Origin of the sequence: Streptomyces sp. NPDC004435 (assembly GCF_042873895.1) — a bacterium.
Taxonomy (GTDB): Bacteria; Actinomycetota; Actinomycetes; order Streptomycetales; family Streptomycetaceae; genus Streptomyces.
On record NZ_JBIAMB010000002.1, the window covers coordinates 1 to 16,178 of the forward strand.

16 protein-coding genes and 1 tRNA gene are annotated in these 16,178 nt (G+C 73.2%); 11 read left to right on the top strand and 6 right to left on the bottom strand.

Translation table 11 applies throughout. The annotated features are described in order from the left end of the window. Positions 1 to 142: 142 nt before the first annotated feature. A complete protein-coding gene (locus ACFYT9_RS03150) occupies positions 143 to 613 on the bottom strand; it encodes a RidA family protein (RefSeq protein ID WP_346170327.1) in 471 nt (156 codons plus the stop codon). Continuing rightward, complete coding sequence (locus tag ACFYT9_RS03155) at positions 610 to 765, bottom strand: DUF4177 domain-containing protein (protein WP_158821993.1); 156 nt, start codon at positions 763 to 765, stop codon at positions 610 to 612. Before ACFYT9_RS03155 ends, ACFYT9_RS03150 begins: the two co-directional genes overlap by 4 nt. A 125-nt stretch (positions 766 to 890) precedes the next feature. Between ACFYT9_RS03155 and ACFYT9_RS03160 the strand changes: the two genes are divergently transcribed. Further along, positions 891 to 1,856, top strand: coding sequence for an ArsA family ATPase (locus ACFYT9_RS03160; RefSeq protein ID WP_376603620.1), 966 nt, complete (start codon positions 891 to 893; stop codon positions 1,854 to 1,856). Between the two features lie 80 nt (positions 1,857 to 1,936). Next, positions 1,937 to 3,343 carry an ArsA family ATPase gene (locus tag ACFYT9_RS03165; RefSeq protein WP_389161080.1) on the top strand — a complete coding sequence of 469 codons (1,407 nt, stop codon included), beginning with the start codon at positions 1,937 to 1,939 and terminating at the stop codon, positions 3,341 to 3,343. 24 nt (positions 3,344 to 3,367) lie between these two features. Here the strand turns inward: ACFYT9_RS03165 and ACFYT9_RS03170 are convergent, their stop codons facing one another. Further along, the gene (locus tag ACFYT9_RS03170; RefSeq protein ID WP_030749207.1) at positions 3,368 to 3,712 is read right to left on the bottom strand and encodes a WhiB family transcriptional regulator; all 345 of its coding nucleotides are present in this window, start codon (positions 3,710 to 3,712) and stop codon (positions 3,368 to 3,370) included. 386 nt (positions 3,713 to 4,098) lie between these two features. On the opposite strand from ACFYT9_RS03170, the gene ACFYT9_RS03175 reads away from it, so the two are divergent. Then, complete coding sequence (locus tag ACFYT9_RS03175) at positions 4,099 to 6,327, top strand: transglycosylase domain-containing protein (RefSeq protein WP_387280494.1); 2,229 nt, start codon at positions 4,099 to 4,101, stop codon at positions 6,325 to 6,327. 104 nt (positions 6,328 to 6,431) lie between these two features. On the opposite strand, the gene ACFYT9_RS03180 is transcribed toward ACFYT9_RS03175, so the two are convergent. After that, positions 6,432 to 6,896, bottom strand: coding sequence for a GatB/YqeY domain-containing protein (locus ACFYT9_RS03180; protein ID WP_376605031.1), 465 nt, complete (start codon positions 6,894 to 6,896; stop codon positions 6,432 to 6,434). A gap of 74 nt (positions 6,897 to 6,970) precedes the next feature. Here ACFYT9_RS03180 and ACFYT9_RS03185 point away from each other — a divergent pair, with 74 nt between their 5' ends. The 7 genes from ACFYT9_RS03185 to ACFYT9_RS03215 all read left to right on the top strand — a co-directional run bounded on the left by ACFYT9_RS03185 (position 6,971) and on the right by ACFYT9_RS03215 (position 13,152). Further along, positions 6,971 to 7,909, top strand: coding sequence for a metallophosphoesterase (locus tag ACFYT9_RS03185; protein ID WP_376605033.1), 939 nt, complete (start codon positions 6,971 to 6,973; stop codon positions 7,907 to 7,909). A 41-nt stretch (positions 7,910 to 7,950) separates the two neighbouring features. Next, positions 7,951 to 8,634, top strand: coding sequence for a Pr6Pr family membrane protein (locus tag ACFYT9_RS03190; protein WP_389160632.1), 684 nt, complete (start codon positions 7,951 to 7,953; stop codon positions 8,632 to 8,634). A 38-nt stretch (positions 8,635 to 8,672) separates the two neighbouring features. Then, positions 8,673 to 8,746: transfer RNA gene (locus tag ACFYT9_RS03195), tRNA-Pro, on the top strand. A gap of 88 nt (positions 8,747 to 8,834) precedes the next feature. Continuing rightward, the gene (locus ACFYT9_RS03200; RefSeq protein ID WP_389160633.1) at positions 8,835 to 9,917 is read left to right on the top strand and encodes a PucR family transcriptional regulator; all 1,083 of its coding nucleotides are present in this window, start codon (positions 8,835 to 8,837) and stop codon (positions 9,915 to 9,917) included. Positions 9,918 to 10,131: 214 nt separating this feature from the next. Next, positions 10,132 to 10,635 (top strand): hypothetical protein, encoded by a 504-nt coding sequence (locus tag ACFYT9_RS03205; protein ID WP_389160635.1) that lies wholly within the window; start codon positions 10,132 to 10,134, stop codon positions 10,633 to 10,635. A gap of 75 nt (positions 10,636 to 10,710) precedes the next feature. Then, the gene (locus ACFYT9_RS03210) at positions 10,711 to 12,249 is read left to right on the top strand and encodes an SPFH domain-containing protein (RefSeq protein ID WP_387275145.1); all 1,539 of its coding nucleotides are present in this window, start codon (positions 10,711 to 10,713) and stop codon (positions 12,247 to 12,249) included. Between the two features lie 114 nt (positions 12,250 to 12,363). Then, positions 12,364 to 13,152 carry an alpha/beta fold hydrolase gene (locus ACFYT9_RS03215; protein WP_389160636.1) on the top strand — a complete coding sequence of 263 codons (789 nt, stop codon included), beginning with the start codon at positions 12,364 to 12,366 and terminating at the stop codon, positions 13,150 to 13,152. 136 nt (positions 13,153 to 13,288) lie between these two features. Here the strand turns inward: ACFYT9_RS03215 and ACFYT9_RS03220 are convergent, their stop codons facing one another. After that, on the bottom strand, positions 13,289 to 14,167 hold the full coding sequence (locus tag ACFYT9_RS03220) for a glycosyltransferase family 2 protein (RefSeq protein WP_389160638.1): 879 nt from the start codon (positions 14,165 to 14,167) through the stop codon (positions 13,289 to 13,291). Between the two features lie 490 nt (positions 14,168 to 14,657). Between ACFYT9_RS03220 and ACFYT9_RS03225 the strand changes: the two genes are divergently transcribed. Continuing rightward, positions 14,658 to 15,830, top strand: coding sequence for a serine/threonine-protein kinase (locus ACFYT9_RS03225; protein WP_389161082.1), 1,173 nt, complete (start codon positions 14,658 to 14,660; stop codon positions 15,828 to 15,830). A 17-nt stretch (positions 15,831 to 15,847) separates the two neighbouring features. Here ACFYT9_RS03225 and ACFYT9_RS03230 read toward each other — a convergent pair whose 3' ends face one another. Next, positions 15,848 to 16,129, bottom strand: coding sequence for a hypothetical protein (locus tag ACFYT9_RS03230; protein ID WP_387275141.1), 282 nt, complete (start codon positions 16,127 to 16,129; stop codon positions 15,848 to 15,850). Between the last annotated feature and the right edge of the window lie 49 nt (positions 16,130 to 16,178).

Genomic DNA, 16,178 nt, shown 5'->3' on the forward strand with positions numbered 1-16,178 from the left:
CGGGGGGGGGGGGGGGGGGGGGCCGCGGCGGGCGCCCCCCCCCCGGGGGGCGCCGGGGGGGGGCCCCCCCCCACCCCCCGCCCGCCCCCCCCCCCCGCCCCCGGGGGGGGGGGCCCCCCGGCTCTCGTGCGGACGGGTCCGGTCAGGCCTCGGTCAGCTCGACCTGGACCTCGACCTCGACGGGGGCGTCGAGCGGCAGGACGGTGACGCCGACGGCGCTGCGGGCGTGCACGCCCTTGTCGCCGAGGATCTCGCCGAGCAGCTCGCTGGCGCCGTTGATGACGCCGGGCTGGCCGGTGAAGTCGGCGGCGGAGGCGACGAAGCCGACGACCTTCACGACGCGCTTGATCCGGTCGAGGTCACCGGCGACCGACTTGACGGCCGCGAGCGCGTTCAGCGCGCAGGTGGCGGCGAGCGCCTTGGCCTCCTCGGCGGTCACCTCGGCGCCGACCTTGCCGGTCACCGGAAGCTTGCCCTCCACCATCGGGAGCTGGCCCGAGGTGTAGACGTACACGCCGGACTGGACGGCCGGCTGGTAGGCGGCGAGCGGCGGGACGACCTCGGGCAGCTTCAGGCCCAGCTCGGCGATCCGCGCCTCGACGGCCCCGCTCACGACTGCGGCCGCTTCATGTAGGCCACCAGCTGCTCCGGGTTGGGCCCGGGCACGACCTGGACGAGCTCCCAGCCGTCCTGGCCCCAGTTGTCGAGAATCTGCTTGGTCGCGTGCACCAGAAGCGGCACCGTGACGTACTCCCACTTGGTCATGGAGCCGACTGTAGCCGTTGTGGAGGAGTGCTCCTCCGAGGCTCTCCCCCTAGGGCCCGGCCTCGGGGACTTCTCCGGGGCGGTCCGCTGATTGCGCGGGCCCGCCAGTGGTTAGGCTCGACAGCGTGAGCAGGCTCCAGGTCGTCAGCGGCAAGGGCGGTACCGGTAAGACGACGGTCGCCGCCGCCCTCGCCCTCGCCCTCGCGACGGAGGGGAAGCGCACGCTCCTCGTCGAGGTCGAAGGCAGACAGGGCATCGCACAGCTCTTCGAGACGGAGGCGCTTCCCTACGAGGAGCGCAAGATCGCCGTGGCTCCGGGCGGCGGCGAGGTGTACGCGCTGGCGATCGACGCCGAGCGCGCGCTCCTCGACTACCTTCAGATGTTCTACAAACTGGGCGGCGCGGGCCGGGCGCTGAAGAAGCTCGGCGCGATCGACTTCGCGACGACGATAGCGCCGGGAGTGCGGGACGTCCTGCTCACCGGCAAGGCGTGCGAGGCGGTCCGCCGGCGGGAGAAGGACGGCCGTCCGGTCTACGACCACGTGGTGATGGACGCGCCGCCGACCGGCCGCATCACCCGCTTCCTGAACGTGAACGACGAGGTGGCCGGGCTGGCCAGGATCGGCCCGATACACAACCAGGCGCAGGCCGTGATGAAGGTCCTCAAGTCCTCCGAGACGGCCGTGCACCTGGTGACGCTCCTGGAGGAGATGCCGGTCCAGGAGACGGCGGACGGCGTCGCGGAGCTGCGCGCGGCGGGGCTGCCGGTGGGCCGGGTGGTGGTGAACATGGTCCGCCCGCACGTCCTGGACGAGGCGGCGGTACGGGCCGCCTCCGGCGACCACCGCGAGGCGATCGCGCGGACGCTGGCGGCCGCCGGGGTCACGGGCGGTGTCGGGCTCGTGGAGCCGCTGCTCGACCAGGCGGCCGAGCACGCCCGGCGGGTGGAGCTGGAGCGGACCCAGCGCGCCGTCCTGGAGGAGGTCGGCGTCCCGGCGTACGAGCTGCCGTACCTGGGGGACGGGGCGGACATCGCGGGCCTCTACCGCCTCGCGAAGGAACTGCGGAAGCAAGGGGTGGGTGCGGCGTGACGGAGAAGACCCCGGGCCCGGCGGACGGCGTGGCCGCCCCGGCCGAGGCCGGCGGGCCGGTTCCCCCCGCGGGCGGCGGCATGGACGCGGTGCCCTTCCTGAAGATCGACCCGATCCTCGACGACCGGGACACCCGGATCATCGTCTGCTGCGGCGCGGGCGGGGTCGGCAAGACGACCACGGCGGCGGCGCTGGGTGTGCGGGCGGCCGAGCGGGGCCGGCGGGTGGTGGTGCTCACCATCGACCCGGCGCGCCGGCTGGCCCAGTCGATGGGCATCGACGCGCTGGACAACACCCCGCGCAGAGTGGACGGCATCGGGGGCCCGGATCCGGTGGGGGCGTCGCGCGGCGATTCCGGCGAGGGCGAGGAGGGTGGCGGCGGCGAGGAGGGTGGCCGCGGCGAGGGCGGCGGCGAGCTGCACGCGATGATGCTGGACATGAAGCGGACCTTCGACGAGATCGTCGAGGCGCACGCCGAGCCGGCCCGGGCCCGGGCGATCCTGGAGAACCCCTTCTACCAGTCCCTGTCGGCCGGGTTCGCCGGTACGCAGGAGTACATGGCGATGGAGAAGCTGGGCCAGCTGCGGGCCCGGGACGAGTGGGACCTGATCGTCGTCGACACCCCGCCGTCACGCTCGGCGCTGGACTTCCTGGACGCGCCGAAACGGCTCGGTTCCTTCCTCGACGGGAAGTTCATCAAGCTGCTGATGGCGCCGGCGAAGGTGGGCGGCCGGGCCGGGATGAAGTTCCTCAACGTCGGCATGTCGATGATGACGGGGACGCTGGGGAAGCTGCTGGGGGGTCAGTTCCTGGGGGACGTGCAGACCTTCGTGGCCGCGATGGACACGATGTTCGGCGGCTTCCGGACGCGGGCGGACGCCACGTACCGGCTGCTCCAGGCTCCGGGCACGGCCTTCCTCGTCGTCGCGGCGCCCGAGCGGGACGCGCTGCGGGAGGCGGCGTACTTCGTGGAGCGGCTGGCCGCCGAGGGCATGCCGCTGGCCGGTCTCGTCCTCAACCGGGTGCACGGCAGCGGGGCGGAGCGGCTCTCGGCCGAGCGGGCGCGGGCCGCCGCGGAAAATCTTGACGAGGGCCGCATTGTGGATCAGGGGCCCGGGAAGGCTGGAGTGCGTGGCGTCCAGGCCACCTCGTCCGAGCCGTCGCACGCCACCGCCGCCGACTCCCCCGCACACCCCTCCGCCGCACCCGAGGCTGCCCCCACGGCCGAGGTGCCCGAAGAGCACCGCAGCACGGACACCGATCCCGGGTCCGATCCGGACATCGCGCGGCTCACCGCGGGTCTGCTCCGGCTTCATGCCGAGCGGATGCGGGTGATCGCGCGCGAGCAGCGCACGCGGGACCGCTTCACGGCCCTCCACCCCGAGGTGGCGGTGACCGAGGTGGCCGCCCTGCCCGGCGATGTGCACGACCTCGCCGGGCTGCGGGCCATCGGTGAGCGCCTCTCCTCCCCGCGCGAGCGGTCCTGACGGGACCTCAGGGAGCGAGCGGGACTATCCGACCGCGGCGTACTCCTCGTACGTCGCGTCGTCCTGCATGGCCACGGGCAGCAGGCCCGCGCCGCGCTCGTACTCGGTGCGCGCGGTCTCCAGGAGCCGCCGCCACGAGGTGACCGTGGGACGCCGGCGCAGCAGGGCACGGCGCTCGCGCTCCGTCATGCCGCCCCACACACCGAACTCCACACGGTTGTCCAGGGCGTCGGCGAGGCACTCGGTGCGCACCGGGCAGCCGGTGCACACCGCCTTTGCCCTGTTCTGTGCCGCTCCCTGCACGAAAAGTTCATCCGGATCGGTAGTGCGGCAGGCCGCCTGCGCACTCCAGTCAGCTACCCAGCCCATACCGGCGCCGTCCTCTCCCGAATCGAGGCTCCCCCACGGCGGCAGCGGCATATTCACCGCTGCCAGTTGGGACGTTACGGAAGGCGGGGACAGCGCAACACCCCCTTCGGGCCCAATCTTGAATGGTCCGAACGGACTATGCGTGCGCGTCAGATCACCCAGGGGAGTGATCGAAGGACATGCGTGTGTTATGGGGCACCCCGCGACACACACCCCGGAATCGGACACACTCTTCCCGCGGATTCGGGGACGCGGGAACGGGTGCCGGAAATCAGGCGATTGTCACGCACGGGGGTTGATACGGGACCGCACTCCTGTGACAGTTGGGAGCAGCTTAGGCCAAGGCATATACGCGTGTCCGGTGATTGAGAACGTAGGCTGCCCCCATGGCAAAGAAGCGCTCGGGCGGTGGTCTGACCGGGACCCAGCAGGCCGCCAAGTTCCTCGGTGTCAGTGTGCTCTCCGGAGCCGTGCTGGCGGGCATCGCCCTGCCCGCGGCCGGCGCACTGGGTCTGGCGGCGAAGGGCACGGTGGAGGGGTTCGACGAGATCCCCTCCAATCTGAAGACCCCGCCGCTCAGTCAGCGCACCACCATCCTGGACTCCAAGGGCGGGGTGATCGCCACGGTCTACTCGCGGGACCGCAAGGTGGTGCCGCTGGAGAAGATCTCCCCCTACATGCAGAAGGCGATCGTCGCGATCGAGGACTCGCGCTTCTACGAGCACGGGGCCATCGACCTCAAGGGCGTGCTGCGCGCCATCAACAAGAACGCGCAGTCGGGCGGGGTCTCCGAGGGCGCGTCCACCCTCACCCAGCAGTACGTGAAGAACGTCTTCGTCGAGGAGGCGGGTGACGACCCGGAGAAGGTCGCCCAGGCCACCCAGCAGACGATCGGCCGCAAGGTCCGCGAGCTGAAGTACGCGATCCAGGTCGAGGAGGAGCTGGGCAAGAAGAAGATCCTGGAGAACTACCTCAACATCACGTTCTTCGGGCAGCAGGCGTACGGCATCGAGGCCGCCTCGCAGCGCTACTTCTCCAAGCCCGCGGCCAAGCTGGAGCTTGGCGAGGCCGCGATGATGGCCGGCCTGGTCCAGTCGCCGAGCCGCTTCGACCCGATCAACGACCTCCAGGAAGCCACCAAGCGGCGGAACATCGTCCTCCAGCGGATGGCGGACGTCGGCGACATCAGCCAGGCCGAGTTCGACAAGGCCAAGGCCGCGCCGATCAAGCTGAAGGTGAAGACGCCGAGGAACGGCTGCATCACCGCCGTCGACGGCGCCGGCTTCTTCTGCGACTACGTCCGCAAGACGATCCTCAGCGACCCGGTCTTCGGCAAGACGGCCGAGGACCGGCAGAAGCTGTGGAACCTGGGCGGTCTGACCGTCCGGACCACGCTCGACCCGAAGGCGCAGGCGGCGGCGAACGAGGCGGCCGTGGCCAAGGTCAACAAGGACGACGGGGTCGCGACCGCCGTGGTCCAGGTGCAGCCCGGCACCGGCAAGGTCCTGTCGATGAGCCAGTCCCGCCCGTACGGCCTGGACCAGAAGCAGCACCAGACCACGCTCAACCTCGCCGTCGGCAGCAAGATGGGCGGCACCACGTACGGCTTCCCGGTCGGCTCGACCTTCAAGCCGATCACGGCCGCCGCCGCCCTGGAGAAGGGCCTCTCCCCGGCGACGAGCTACGACACGCCGTGGAAGATCTCCATGAAGGAGAGCGACTACACGCGCTGCGACGGCAAGCCGTCGGGCTACGCCGACTGGTCCGTCCAGAACGAGCTCAAGTCGGAGAAGGGGGCGTACGACATGACGAGCGCCCTCGGCAAGTCCATCAACACCTACTTCGCCAAGCTGGAGCAGGCCGCCGGCCTCTGCGAGACGCTGACCATGGCGAAGAAGGTCGGCTACGAGCGCGAGCTGGGCAAGCCGATCCGGCAGAGCCCGTCCGCGACCCTCGGCTCCCTGGAGAGCACCCCGCTCGACATGGCGAACGTCTACGCGACCTTCGCCAACCGCGGCATCTACTGCGCCCCGGTGGTCATCGACTCCATCAAGGCCGCCAACGGCGACAAGCTGAACGTGCCGCAGACCAAGTGCACGCGGGCCATGTCCGACCGCACCGCCGACATGGTCAACCAGATGCTGAAGGGCGTCGTCGAGGACGGCACCGGTACCCGGGCGGGCCTGAGCGACCGGGACAACGCGGGCAAGACCGGTACCACCGAGGGCCGCAAGGACGCCTGGTTCGTCGGCTACACCCCGAACCTGTCCACCGCGGTCTGGGTCGGCGACGACGTCGGCGAGCGCGACGAGATGTTCGACCTCACCATCGGCGGCGTCTACTACGAGAAGGTCTGCGGTGGCTGCCTGCCCGGACCGATCTGGCGGATCGCGATGACGGGCGCGCTCGACGACCAGAAGCCCTCCTTCGTCGGCATCAAGGTCCCCCGGGCCGAGAAGCCGAAGGACCCGAAGAAGGACAAGCCCGCCGACGACAAGCCGCGCGACCGGGACAAGAACAAGCCGGGCGACCGGCGGGACGACCCGCTCCCGGGCATCTCGCTCCCCGATCTGATCGGCGGCGACCGGGGCGGCAACGGACGGGACGACCGCTGACGCGCGGTACGCGTCGACGCACGACACGCCCCTCGGGCGCATGAGAAAGGGCGCCGCCCACCGGATCTCCGGCGGGCGGCGCCCTTCGCGCGTACGGGGGCGGTTCAGCCCGCGAGGAGCTTCTTCACCGCGGCGGCCACGCGACCGCCCTCGGCCTGGCCGGCGACCTTCGGGTTCACGATCTTCATGACGGCGCCCATGGCGCGGGGGCCCTCGGCGCCGGCGGCCTTCGCCTCCTCGACGGCGGCGGCGACGATCCCGTCCAGCTCGTCGTCGGAGAGCTGCTTGGGGAGGTAGGCGTCGAGGAGGACGCCCTCCGCCCGCTCGCGCTCGGCCGACTCGTGGCGACCGCCCTGCTCGAAGGCGTCGGCGGCCTCGCGCCGCTTCTTCGCCTCCTTGGCGATCACCTTCTGCACCTCGTCCTCGGAGAGCTCGCGCTTGGTCTTGCCCGCGACCTCCTCCTTGGTGATCGCGGTGATGGTGAGCCGCAGGGTCGAGGAGCGCAGTTCGTCGCGCTCCCTGATCGCGGCGTTGAGGTCGTCCTTCAGTCGTGCCTTGAGCGTGGTCATGGCATCAAGTGTGGCAGGTGCCCGCCGCCCGCCGCCCGTCCATTTCCACCCCGCGGGTCTGGAACGATGGGGGGATGCGCGCACGGTACGGGATCCCCCTGAAGATCACGGCAGGCGTCGCGGCGACGGCCGCGGCCGGACTCGTCTACGCGGCGGGCTTCGAGGCCCGCTCCTTCCGGCTCCGCCGGATCACCGTCCCCGTCCTGCCACCGGGCATGGACGACCTGCGGGTCCTCCAGGTCTCCGACGTGCACATGGTGTGCGGCCAGGACAAGAAGCGGGCCTGGCTCCAGAAGCTCGCCGGACTCCGCCCCGACTTCGTCGTGAACACCGGCGACAACCTCTCCGACACCGAGGCCGTGCCGGAGCTCCTCGACGCGCTGGGCCCGCTGATGGAGTTCCCCGGCGTGTACGTCTTCGGCTCCAACGACTACTACGGCCCCCGGCTGCGCAACCCCGCCCTCTACCTGGTGGAGAAGATGCAGGGCCGGCACGGGCTCAACGGCAACAAGCCGGTCGTCGGCGCCGTGCACAACCCCTGGGAGGGCATGAAGGAGGCCTTCGACGCGGCCGGCTGGGTGGACCTCACCAACACCCGCGGCCGGCTCAAGCTGCCCCAGGGCGACCTGGCCTTCACCGGCCTCGACGACCCGCACATCAAGCGGGACCGGTACGAGCGGGTGGCCGGCGGCCCCGAGGCGTCGGCGGACTTCTCGCTCGGCATCGTGCACGCCCCCTACCTGCGCGCCCTCGACGCCTTCACCGCCGACGGCTACGAGCTGCTGCTCGCCGGCCACACCCACGGCGGGCAGCTGTGCATCCCCTTCTACGGGGCCCTCGTCACCAACTGCGACCTCGACACCGGCCGGGTGAAGGGGCTCTCCACCCACACCGCCGGCGGCCACACCTCCTACCTGCACGTCTCCGCGGGCTGCGGCACCAACCGCTTCACCCCGGTCCGCTTCGCCTGCCCGCCCGAGGCGACGCTGCTCACCCTGACGGCACGCGCCTGAACTCCCTACGGGGGCGCGACGGCCCCCGTACGGTGAGGGCCATGCCGAACCGTTTCACCGCCGTCGTCCGCGGCCTGATCGCCCTGGCCGCGGCGACCGGCATCGTGATCGAGTGCGTCGAGGGGAACCCCCTCGTCGTCTTCAGCTTCTTCACGATCTGGTCGAACACCGCCGTCGCCGTCGTCCTCGGCCTGGGCGCCGCCCGCGCCTGGACCGGCCGGCCGCCGGTGCCCGCGGTGTGGACCGGCGGGGTGCTGCTCTGCATCGCGATCGTCGGGCTCGTCTTCCACCTGGTCCTCGACAACCCGGCGAGCCCCTTCAACCAGGCCGCCGACATCGCCCGGCTCACCGGGGCCCGCGCCGTCGCCAACCAGCTCCTGCACACCGTCACCCCGCTCGGCGTCGCCCTGGAGTGGCTGCTCCTCACCCCGCCGGGAGCGCTCCGCCCCCGGTACGCGGTGCTCTGGCTCGCCGCGCCCGGCACGTACCTGCTCTTCGCCCTCGTCCGCGGCGCCCTGCTGCCCGCCGGCACCCGGACCCGCTACACGTACCCCTTCCTCGACGTCGCCGTCCGCGGCTACGCCGGTGTCCTGGTCAACGCCCTCGTCCTCGGCCTCGCCTTCTGCGCCCTCGGCCTCCTCCTCGTCACGGCGGACCGCTTCCGACCTGCGGTGGCGGGGCGCCGAAACCGGATTTCGTCTCTGGGCGCGGGTGGGCTAAAGTAATCGATGTCGCCGCGACGTGAGGAACAGAGCAGCGACATCGGGGTGTAGCGCAGCTTGGCAGCGCGCTTCGTTCGGGACGAAGAGGTCGTGGGTTCAAATCCCGCCACCCCGACAGCCAGAGGTTCAGGGCCTGATCCGCGCAAGCGGGTCGGGCCCTGAGTCGTTTCCGGGGGAGAGACCTCGCGCGGGGAGGGTGTGCCGTGACGGAGCACAGGTCGCAGGAGTCGTACGAGGGGTACGGGGCGTACCTCGACGGGTACGACGGGATTCTGGCCGGGGTATGCGCGACCGGGCGACGGCTGAGGCGGGAGGAGCTGGAGGGGCTGCGGGAGCGCGGGGAGCGGGCCGCAGAGGCGGGGATCGGGCTCCGGGCGCTCGTACGGGCGCATCTGGCGGCCGCGCGGGAGGTACGGGGCGGGCTGCCCCGGGGGGTCGATCCGGACCTGCTCCTGGGCGCCGTCGAGCAGGCCGTCGACGCCTTCGCGGAGGGGCACGAGCGGGCCCAGAAGCTGGCGGTCCGCCAGGAGGAGGCGGCGCGGCGGGAGTTCGTCGACGACCTGCTCTACGGGCGGAGCGACCTGGGGCGGCTGGCCCAGCGGGCCGAGCGCTTCGGGCTGCTGCTCTCGCACGCGCACGCCGTGGCGGTGGCGCGGGCGCCGGAGCCGTTCGGGGACGGGTATCCCGTCTCGCGGAGCGTGGAGTCCTCGCTCCTCGCCCGCTTCCCCACCCGGCGGATCCTGCTGACCACCAAGGACGGGCGGCTGATCTGCGTCGCGCCGGCCGACGAGCCCGAGGTCCTCGCCCACTTCGCCAAGCAGACGTACGCCAGCGCCGAGGGCAGCCTGGTCGCGATCGGGCGCCCGCATCCGGGCGCCGGCGGGGTCGTCCACTCGTACGAGGAGGCGCTCGGCGCGCTCGACCTCGCCGACCGCCTCGGGCTCGACGGGCCGGTGCTGTACGCCGCCGACCTGCTGGTCTATCCGGTGCTCGGGCGCGACCGGCAGGCCATGGCCGATCTCGTCGGGACCGTGCTCGGGCCGCTCGCGACGGCCCGGGGCGGCGCGCGGCCGCTGCTCGACACCCTGCACGCCTACTTCGACGCGGGATGCGTCACCACGGAGGCGGCCCGGCGGCTGGCGCTGAGCGTGCGGGCCGTCACGTACCGGCTCGACCGGATCCACCGGCTCACCGGCGCCGACCCCGGCGACCCCACCCAGCGGTACACGCTCCAGACCGCCGCGATCGGGGCCCGACTGCTCGGCTGGCCCGAGGAGGCGCTGTGAGGGCGGCCGGGCCGAGGAGCGCTGTGAGGGCGGGGCGGCCCGAGGAGGCGCTGTGAGGGCGGGGCGGCCGCGGGCGGGGGCTGCGCGGCGTCCGTTTCCGGACGGCATTAAGAACGCGTAAAGATTGCCGGAGACCGGCAATGCGCGCGGTGGCTGTGCGATGAAACGATCCTTCTGACGGCGGGCAGGACACGGCGACCGGAGGAGCGGGGACATGGTCTGGTTTCTCGGTCTCGGCATCGGTGGTCTGCTGCTGCTCGTCCTGAGCCTGGTCTTCGACGGGGTCCTGGAAGGGCTCTTCGACGGCTTCGGGGGGCTGGACGGGCTGCTGTCGCTGCCGGTGGTCGCCGGATTCCTCTCGGCGCTCGGCCTCACGGGGGCGGTCGTGCTCGGCACGACCGGAACGGGGGCCGGGACCGCCGCCGGCGCGGGTGCGGTCGCGGGGGTGGGCGTGGGGTGGGTGACCTGGCGGTTCAGCCGGGCACTGCTGCGCGACACGACCGCCCCCGCGCCGCGCGGGGAGGACCTGACCGGCAGCTCCGGGTCGGTGGTCACCGCCGTCCCGGCGGACGGCTACGGCGAGGTGCTGCTGTATCTGGCCGGCCAGCCCGTGAAGTACGCGGCGAAGGCGTCCGAGCCGGTCCCGCGCGGCACCGAGGTGTGGGTCGAGTCGGTCCTCTCGGCCACCTCCGTCCACGTGCGCCCCGTCGAACGCTGACCTCCGCCGCCCCGCCCGCCCCGCCCGCCCCTCCCGCCGTCCTCTCCGCCGTACCCGATCGAAGGGGGTTTCGTCATGAGCCCTGTCCTCACCGCCGTGGTGGGCATCGTCGTCCTCGTCGTCCTGCTCGCCCTCGCCGTCGTCACCCGCTACAAGGTCGCGGGCCCGAGCGAGGCGTTCATCATCACCGGCCGGCGCGGCAAGCAGGCCACCGATCCCGCGACCGGCCGCGTCTACACGGACAACAGCGGCCAGAAGGTCGTCGTCGGCGGCGGGGTCTTCGTCGTGCCGTTCGTGCAGCAGAGGTTCACCCTCGACCTCTCCAGCCGGCACATCCCCATCGCCGTCCGCGGCGCCGTCACCCTGCGCGGCGTGAAGGCCAACCTGGAGGGCGTCGCCATCGTCAAGGTCGGCGGCACCGAGGACTCCATCCGCGCCGCCGCCCAGCGCTTCCTGATGCAGCAGGACGGCATCGTCGGCTTCACCCAGGAGGTGCTCTCCGGCGCGCTGCGGTCCATCGTCGGCCGGATGTCGGTCGAGGACATCATCCGCGACCGTGCCGCCTTCGCCGGACAGGTCGCCGAGGAGGCCGAGGCCAGCCTCTCCGGGCAGGGCCTCGTCCTGGACGCCTTCCAGATCCAGGACATCACCACCGAGGGCTCCTACCTGGAGGACCTCGGCCGGCCCGAGGCCGCCCGCGCCAAGCAGGAGGCCGACATCGCCGAGGCCGAGGCCCGGCGCGCCGCCGAACAGGCCCGGCTGAAGGCCGAGGAGGAGATCGCGGTCGCCCAGCGGACCCTGTACCTGAAGCAGGCCGAGATCAAGGCGCAGACGGACGAGGCCGCCGCCCAGGCCAACGCCGCCGGACCGCTCGCCGAGGCCGCCCGCCAGCAGGACATCCTCACCGAGCAGGAGAAGGTCGCCGCCCGGCAGGCCGCCCTGACCGACCGCCAGCTCGACACCCAGGTCCGCAAGCCCGCCGACGCCAAGCGGTACGAGGCCGAGCAGCAGGCCGAGGCGCAGCGCACCGCCCGTGTGAAGCAGGCCGAGGGCGAGCGGACGGCGTCCATCGCGGCGGCCGAGGCCGAGGCCGAGCGGGCCCGGCTCACCGGTGAGGGCGAGAAGCAGCGCCGCCAGGCCCTGGCGGAGGCCGAGGCCATCGAGGGCGCCAAGCGCGGTGAGGCCGAGCGGGCCCGGCGTGCCGCCATCGCGGAGGCCGTCCGGCTGGAGGGCGACGCGGAGGCCGGCGCCATCGCGGCGAAGGGCGCCGCCGAGGCCGAGGCCATGCACAAGCGGGCCGACGCGTTCGAGCGGTACGGCGACGCGGCCGTGCTCCAGATGCTGGTCGAGGTCCTGCCGCAGGTCGTCGCCAAGGCGGCGGAGCCGCTCGCCGCCGTCGACAAGATGACGGTCATCTCCACCGACGGCGCCGGCAAGCTGCCCCGCGCGGTCGCGGACAACGTCGCCCAGGGCATGGAACTCCTCAGCTCCACCACGGGAGTCGACCTCTCCTCCCTCCTCCAGGGCCTCACCGCCAAGGCGGTCCCGGCGGCGGCCCCCGTGCCCGCCGCGCCGGTCGACGGCGCGCACGGGAGGGTCGAGATCACCGACTAGCCGGACCCTGACCGGACCCGACCCCGCCCCGCCCCGTCCCGTCCCGTCCCCGCCCCGCTCCCGCCGTGATAGGCAGGGGCGGGGCAAGTCGTGTGAGGGAACGGGGGGTTCGGGGTGGCGGGGCTGCTGCTGATCCACGGGGCCGGGGGAAGCACCGAGACCCACTTCGGTTGGCTGACGCGCCGGATCGGCGACCGATTCCCCTTCGTACGAGGGGAGTTGCCGGAGCGCGAGGGGCTCGGGGTGGACGAGGTCGTCGACGGGTTCGTGGCCGCCGCGGACGCCGCCGGGGCCGGGACCTTCGCGGTCTGCGGGTACTCGGTGGGAGCCCCGCTGGCCGTACGGCTCGCGGTCCGGCATCCGGAGCGGGTCACCGGCCTGGTGCTGACCGCGCCGTTCGCCCGCCTCGACCACCGGATGCGGCTGGGCGTCTCGCTCTGGCGGGGGCTGTACGAGAGCGGGCGGCACCGGCTGCTCGCCGAGCACCTGGCGCTGACCGGGCTGGGCGAGACGTTCCTGGAACGGACCGACCCGGCGCGGCTGCGCGCCATGCTGATGCTCGCGCCCGCCCCGCCCGCCGGGACCCCGGCCCATCTGGAGCTCGCCGGACGGATCGACGTACGGAAGGACCTGGGGCGGCTCGCGGTGCCGGTGCTCGTCGTCGTCACCACCGAGGACCCGCTCGTCTCCCCCGCCCGGCAGCGCGCCCTCGCGGCCGCCGTCCCGGGCGCGCGGACGGCCGAACTCGCCACCGGTCACCTGCCGTTCTGGGAGGACCCGGAGGGCTGGGCGGACGCGGTCGAGGGGTTCTTGACGGCCGAGGGGTTCCTGACGGTAGGGGAGTTCCTGACCGTCGGGGAGTCACCGGCGGCGGGGGCACCGCCGTCCGGTGGCTTCGGATGACCAGGGTTCCGCTGGGCCGGTGGGCCGGTGGCGCCGGATGATCGGCGTGAACCCCCGCCCGGTGGCGCCGGATGATCGGCGTGAACCCCGGCCCGGTGGCGCCGGATGATCTGCGTGAACTCCCGGCCCGGTGGCGTCAGATGATCGGCGGGCGGCCCAGCTTCGTCATGCGCAGCACGGTCGACCAGCGCATCGGGCGGCGCTGCCCCGCGGGGGCCTTCAGGCCCTCCCCGAACCCGGCGAACCAGGAGCGCAGGCCGCGCACCGAGCGGGTGCGGGCGACGGTGAGCAGGACCCAGACCACCAGGTAGAGCGGGACGAGCGGGGCCGGCAGGTTCCGCTTCGCCAGCCACACGCGGTTGCGGGCGGTCATCCGGTAGTAGACGTCATGCCGGGCCGGGCTGGTCTTCGGGTGCTGGAGCAGCAGCTCGGGCTCGTACCGGATCCGCCAGCCGGCGTCGAGCGCCCGCCACGCCAGGTCGGTCTCCTCGTGCGCGAAGAAGAACTCCTCCGGCCAGCCGCCGATCCGGTCGAGCATCGGCATCGACAGGCCGTGGCCGCCGCCGAGGAAGGTGGTGACCTCGCCGCCGCGCATCGGGTCCTTCGCGCCGAGGCGGGGGATGTGCCGGCGCTGGGTCTCGCCCGTCTCGTCGGCGATCCGGAAGGAGACGACGCCGAGCTTCGGCTCGGTCTCGTACAGGTCCACCAGGCGGCGGAAGACGTCCGTGTCGACGAGCAGGCCGTCGTCGTCCAGGTCGACCAGGACGTCCACGTCCCCGAAGGAGCGGAGGGTGTCGATGGCCACGTTCCGGCCGCCGGTCACCCCGCGGTTCTCGGGCAGCTCCACACCGGTGACGCCCTCGGGGAGCGCGGGCAGCGAACCCGTGCCGTTGCCGACCACGACCACCCGGGCGGCGGGCTCGTCCTGCTTCGCCACCGAGTCGAGCAGCGCGCCCAGCTCCTCGGGGCGGGTGCCCATCGTCAGTACCGCCACGCCCACTCGCGGTCGCGCCACGGTCCACTCCGTTCCAGGTCGGGGTCGGGTCTCGCGTACGGGCCGGCTCCCGCCGACCCCACGGCACCCATTGTTCACCCTCCGGGAACCCGGACGGAACCCGGAAGGAACCCGACGAGAACCGGAACGGGAACCGGAGCGGGAACGCGGGGCGCGGCCGGGGTGGGTCGGGAGCGGATCGGGGGTTGACCGGGGGATGGGTCGGGGGTGGGACCCGGGAATGGGTCGGGGGGTGTGGCGAGGGGCCGGCGGGGGTGTGGCGAGGGGCCGGCGGGGGTGGAGCGGGGTGCGCCGGGCCGGGGGAGGATCCGGGCCGGACGAGACCGGACAGTCGGCGGCGGAACCCCCGGGGCCCTTCCGGACGTCCGTGCGTACGGCGGCGGTTCCGCCGTGGTTCCGCTTCGGGGGGAGCGCGGCGAGGACGCTCGGGTTGCGGCTCTACCCTGGTGCTCTGCCGTCAAGTGATCGATTGTCGAAAGGGCGTCTCCTGGTGCTGGTCGCGGACCGATATCGGCTACACGGGTGTATCGGCCGTGGCGGAATGGGCGAGGTGTGGCAGGCCACCGACGAGGTCCTGGGCCGGCCCGTCGCCGTCAAGCTGATGCTGGCGCAGTCCACCGACCCCTCGGGTGCCGACCGCTTCCGCCTGGAGGCGCAGACCGCCGCCCGGCTCAGCCACCCGCACGTCGTCGGCGTCTTCGACTTCGGCACCTGGGACGGCAAGCTCTTCCTGGTGATGGAGCTGGTCGAGGGCGACAGCCTCGCCTCCTCCCCCGCCCACCCCCTGGTCCTGCCCGCCGAGCGGGTCGCCGTGGTCGCCGCGCACGCCGCCGCCGGCCTTGCCGCCGCCCACCGGCAGGGCGTGGTCCACCGCGACATCAAGCCCGGCAATCTGCTCATGGACGCCGAGGGCACGGTCAAGCTGGCCGACTTCGGCATCGCCCGCTTCGTCGACGACCCCTCGGCCGGGCTCACCACGACCGGGCAGATCGTCGGCACCGGCCTCTACCTGGCTCCGGAGCGGGCGCTCGGCAAGCCCGCCTCGCCCGCCTCCGACGTGTACTCGCTGGGGTGCGTCCTCTACCAGCTGCTCACCGGCCACCCGCCCTTCCGCGCGGACACCGCGACCGCCCTGCTGTACCAGCACATCGACAGCGCGCCGACCCCGCCGAGCCGGCTCGGGGTCGTGCTCACGCCCGCTTTCGAGGCGTACCTGCTGAGCCTGCTGGCCAAGCAGCCCGAGCAGCGCCCGCCGGCGCAGGCGATCGCCGACTGGTTCGGCTCCGGGGCCTGGCGGGAGTACGCCCCCCGGCCCGCCGCCGCGGCCATGCCCGGGGCCGTCCACGCCCCGCCCGGCCAGGCCGCGCCGCACACGGCGCCCGTGGGCTCGCCGGCCGCCATGCCCGCCACCCGGGCCCCCGCCCCCTCCCCTCCCTCCCCTCCCTCCGCCTCGTCCTTCTCCGGCCGGCTGGCCGCTCCGACGTCCGCCACCGCGCCGGTGGGCGGGTCGCGGCGGCGGGCGCCCGAGCGGGGCGGGAGCGCCGGGTCGGCCGGGGGCGCGCTCGCCGAGCTGTCCCGCCGCAGGCCGCGCAAGACGGCCGCCGTCGCCGGGGTGCTCGCCTTCGTCGTCTTCCTCTTCATCGGCATGGCCTGGCTCTCCTGAGCCGGCCGTGCCGCCTCTCAGTACAGGCGGGGCGCCATCACGTGCGGGTCGGGGTCGCCCTCGGCGAGGAGGAGGCAGCGGGGCACGCCGGGGCCCAGGGTGGCACGGACGGTCGCCGGGGTCGGCGGGTCCGTCGGCAGCTCGATCGGCACGGCCACCGGGCGGTCCTCCTTGGCGGCCATGTGCCCGGTCTCCTTGCCGTCGACCAGGACCTCGACCACGGGCCGCAGGCCGGTCTCCACGGTCGCCGAGACCGAATGGCCCCGGTAGTCGATGTGGAAGTGGTGGCGTCGCCTCATCAGGTCACCTCCACGGCGGCTCCGGGCGCCGCCGCCGACGCCCTCGGAC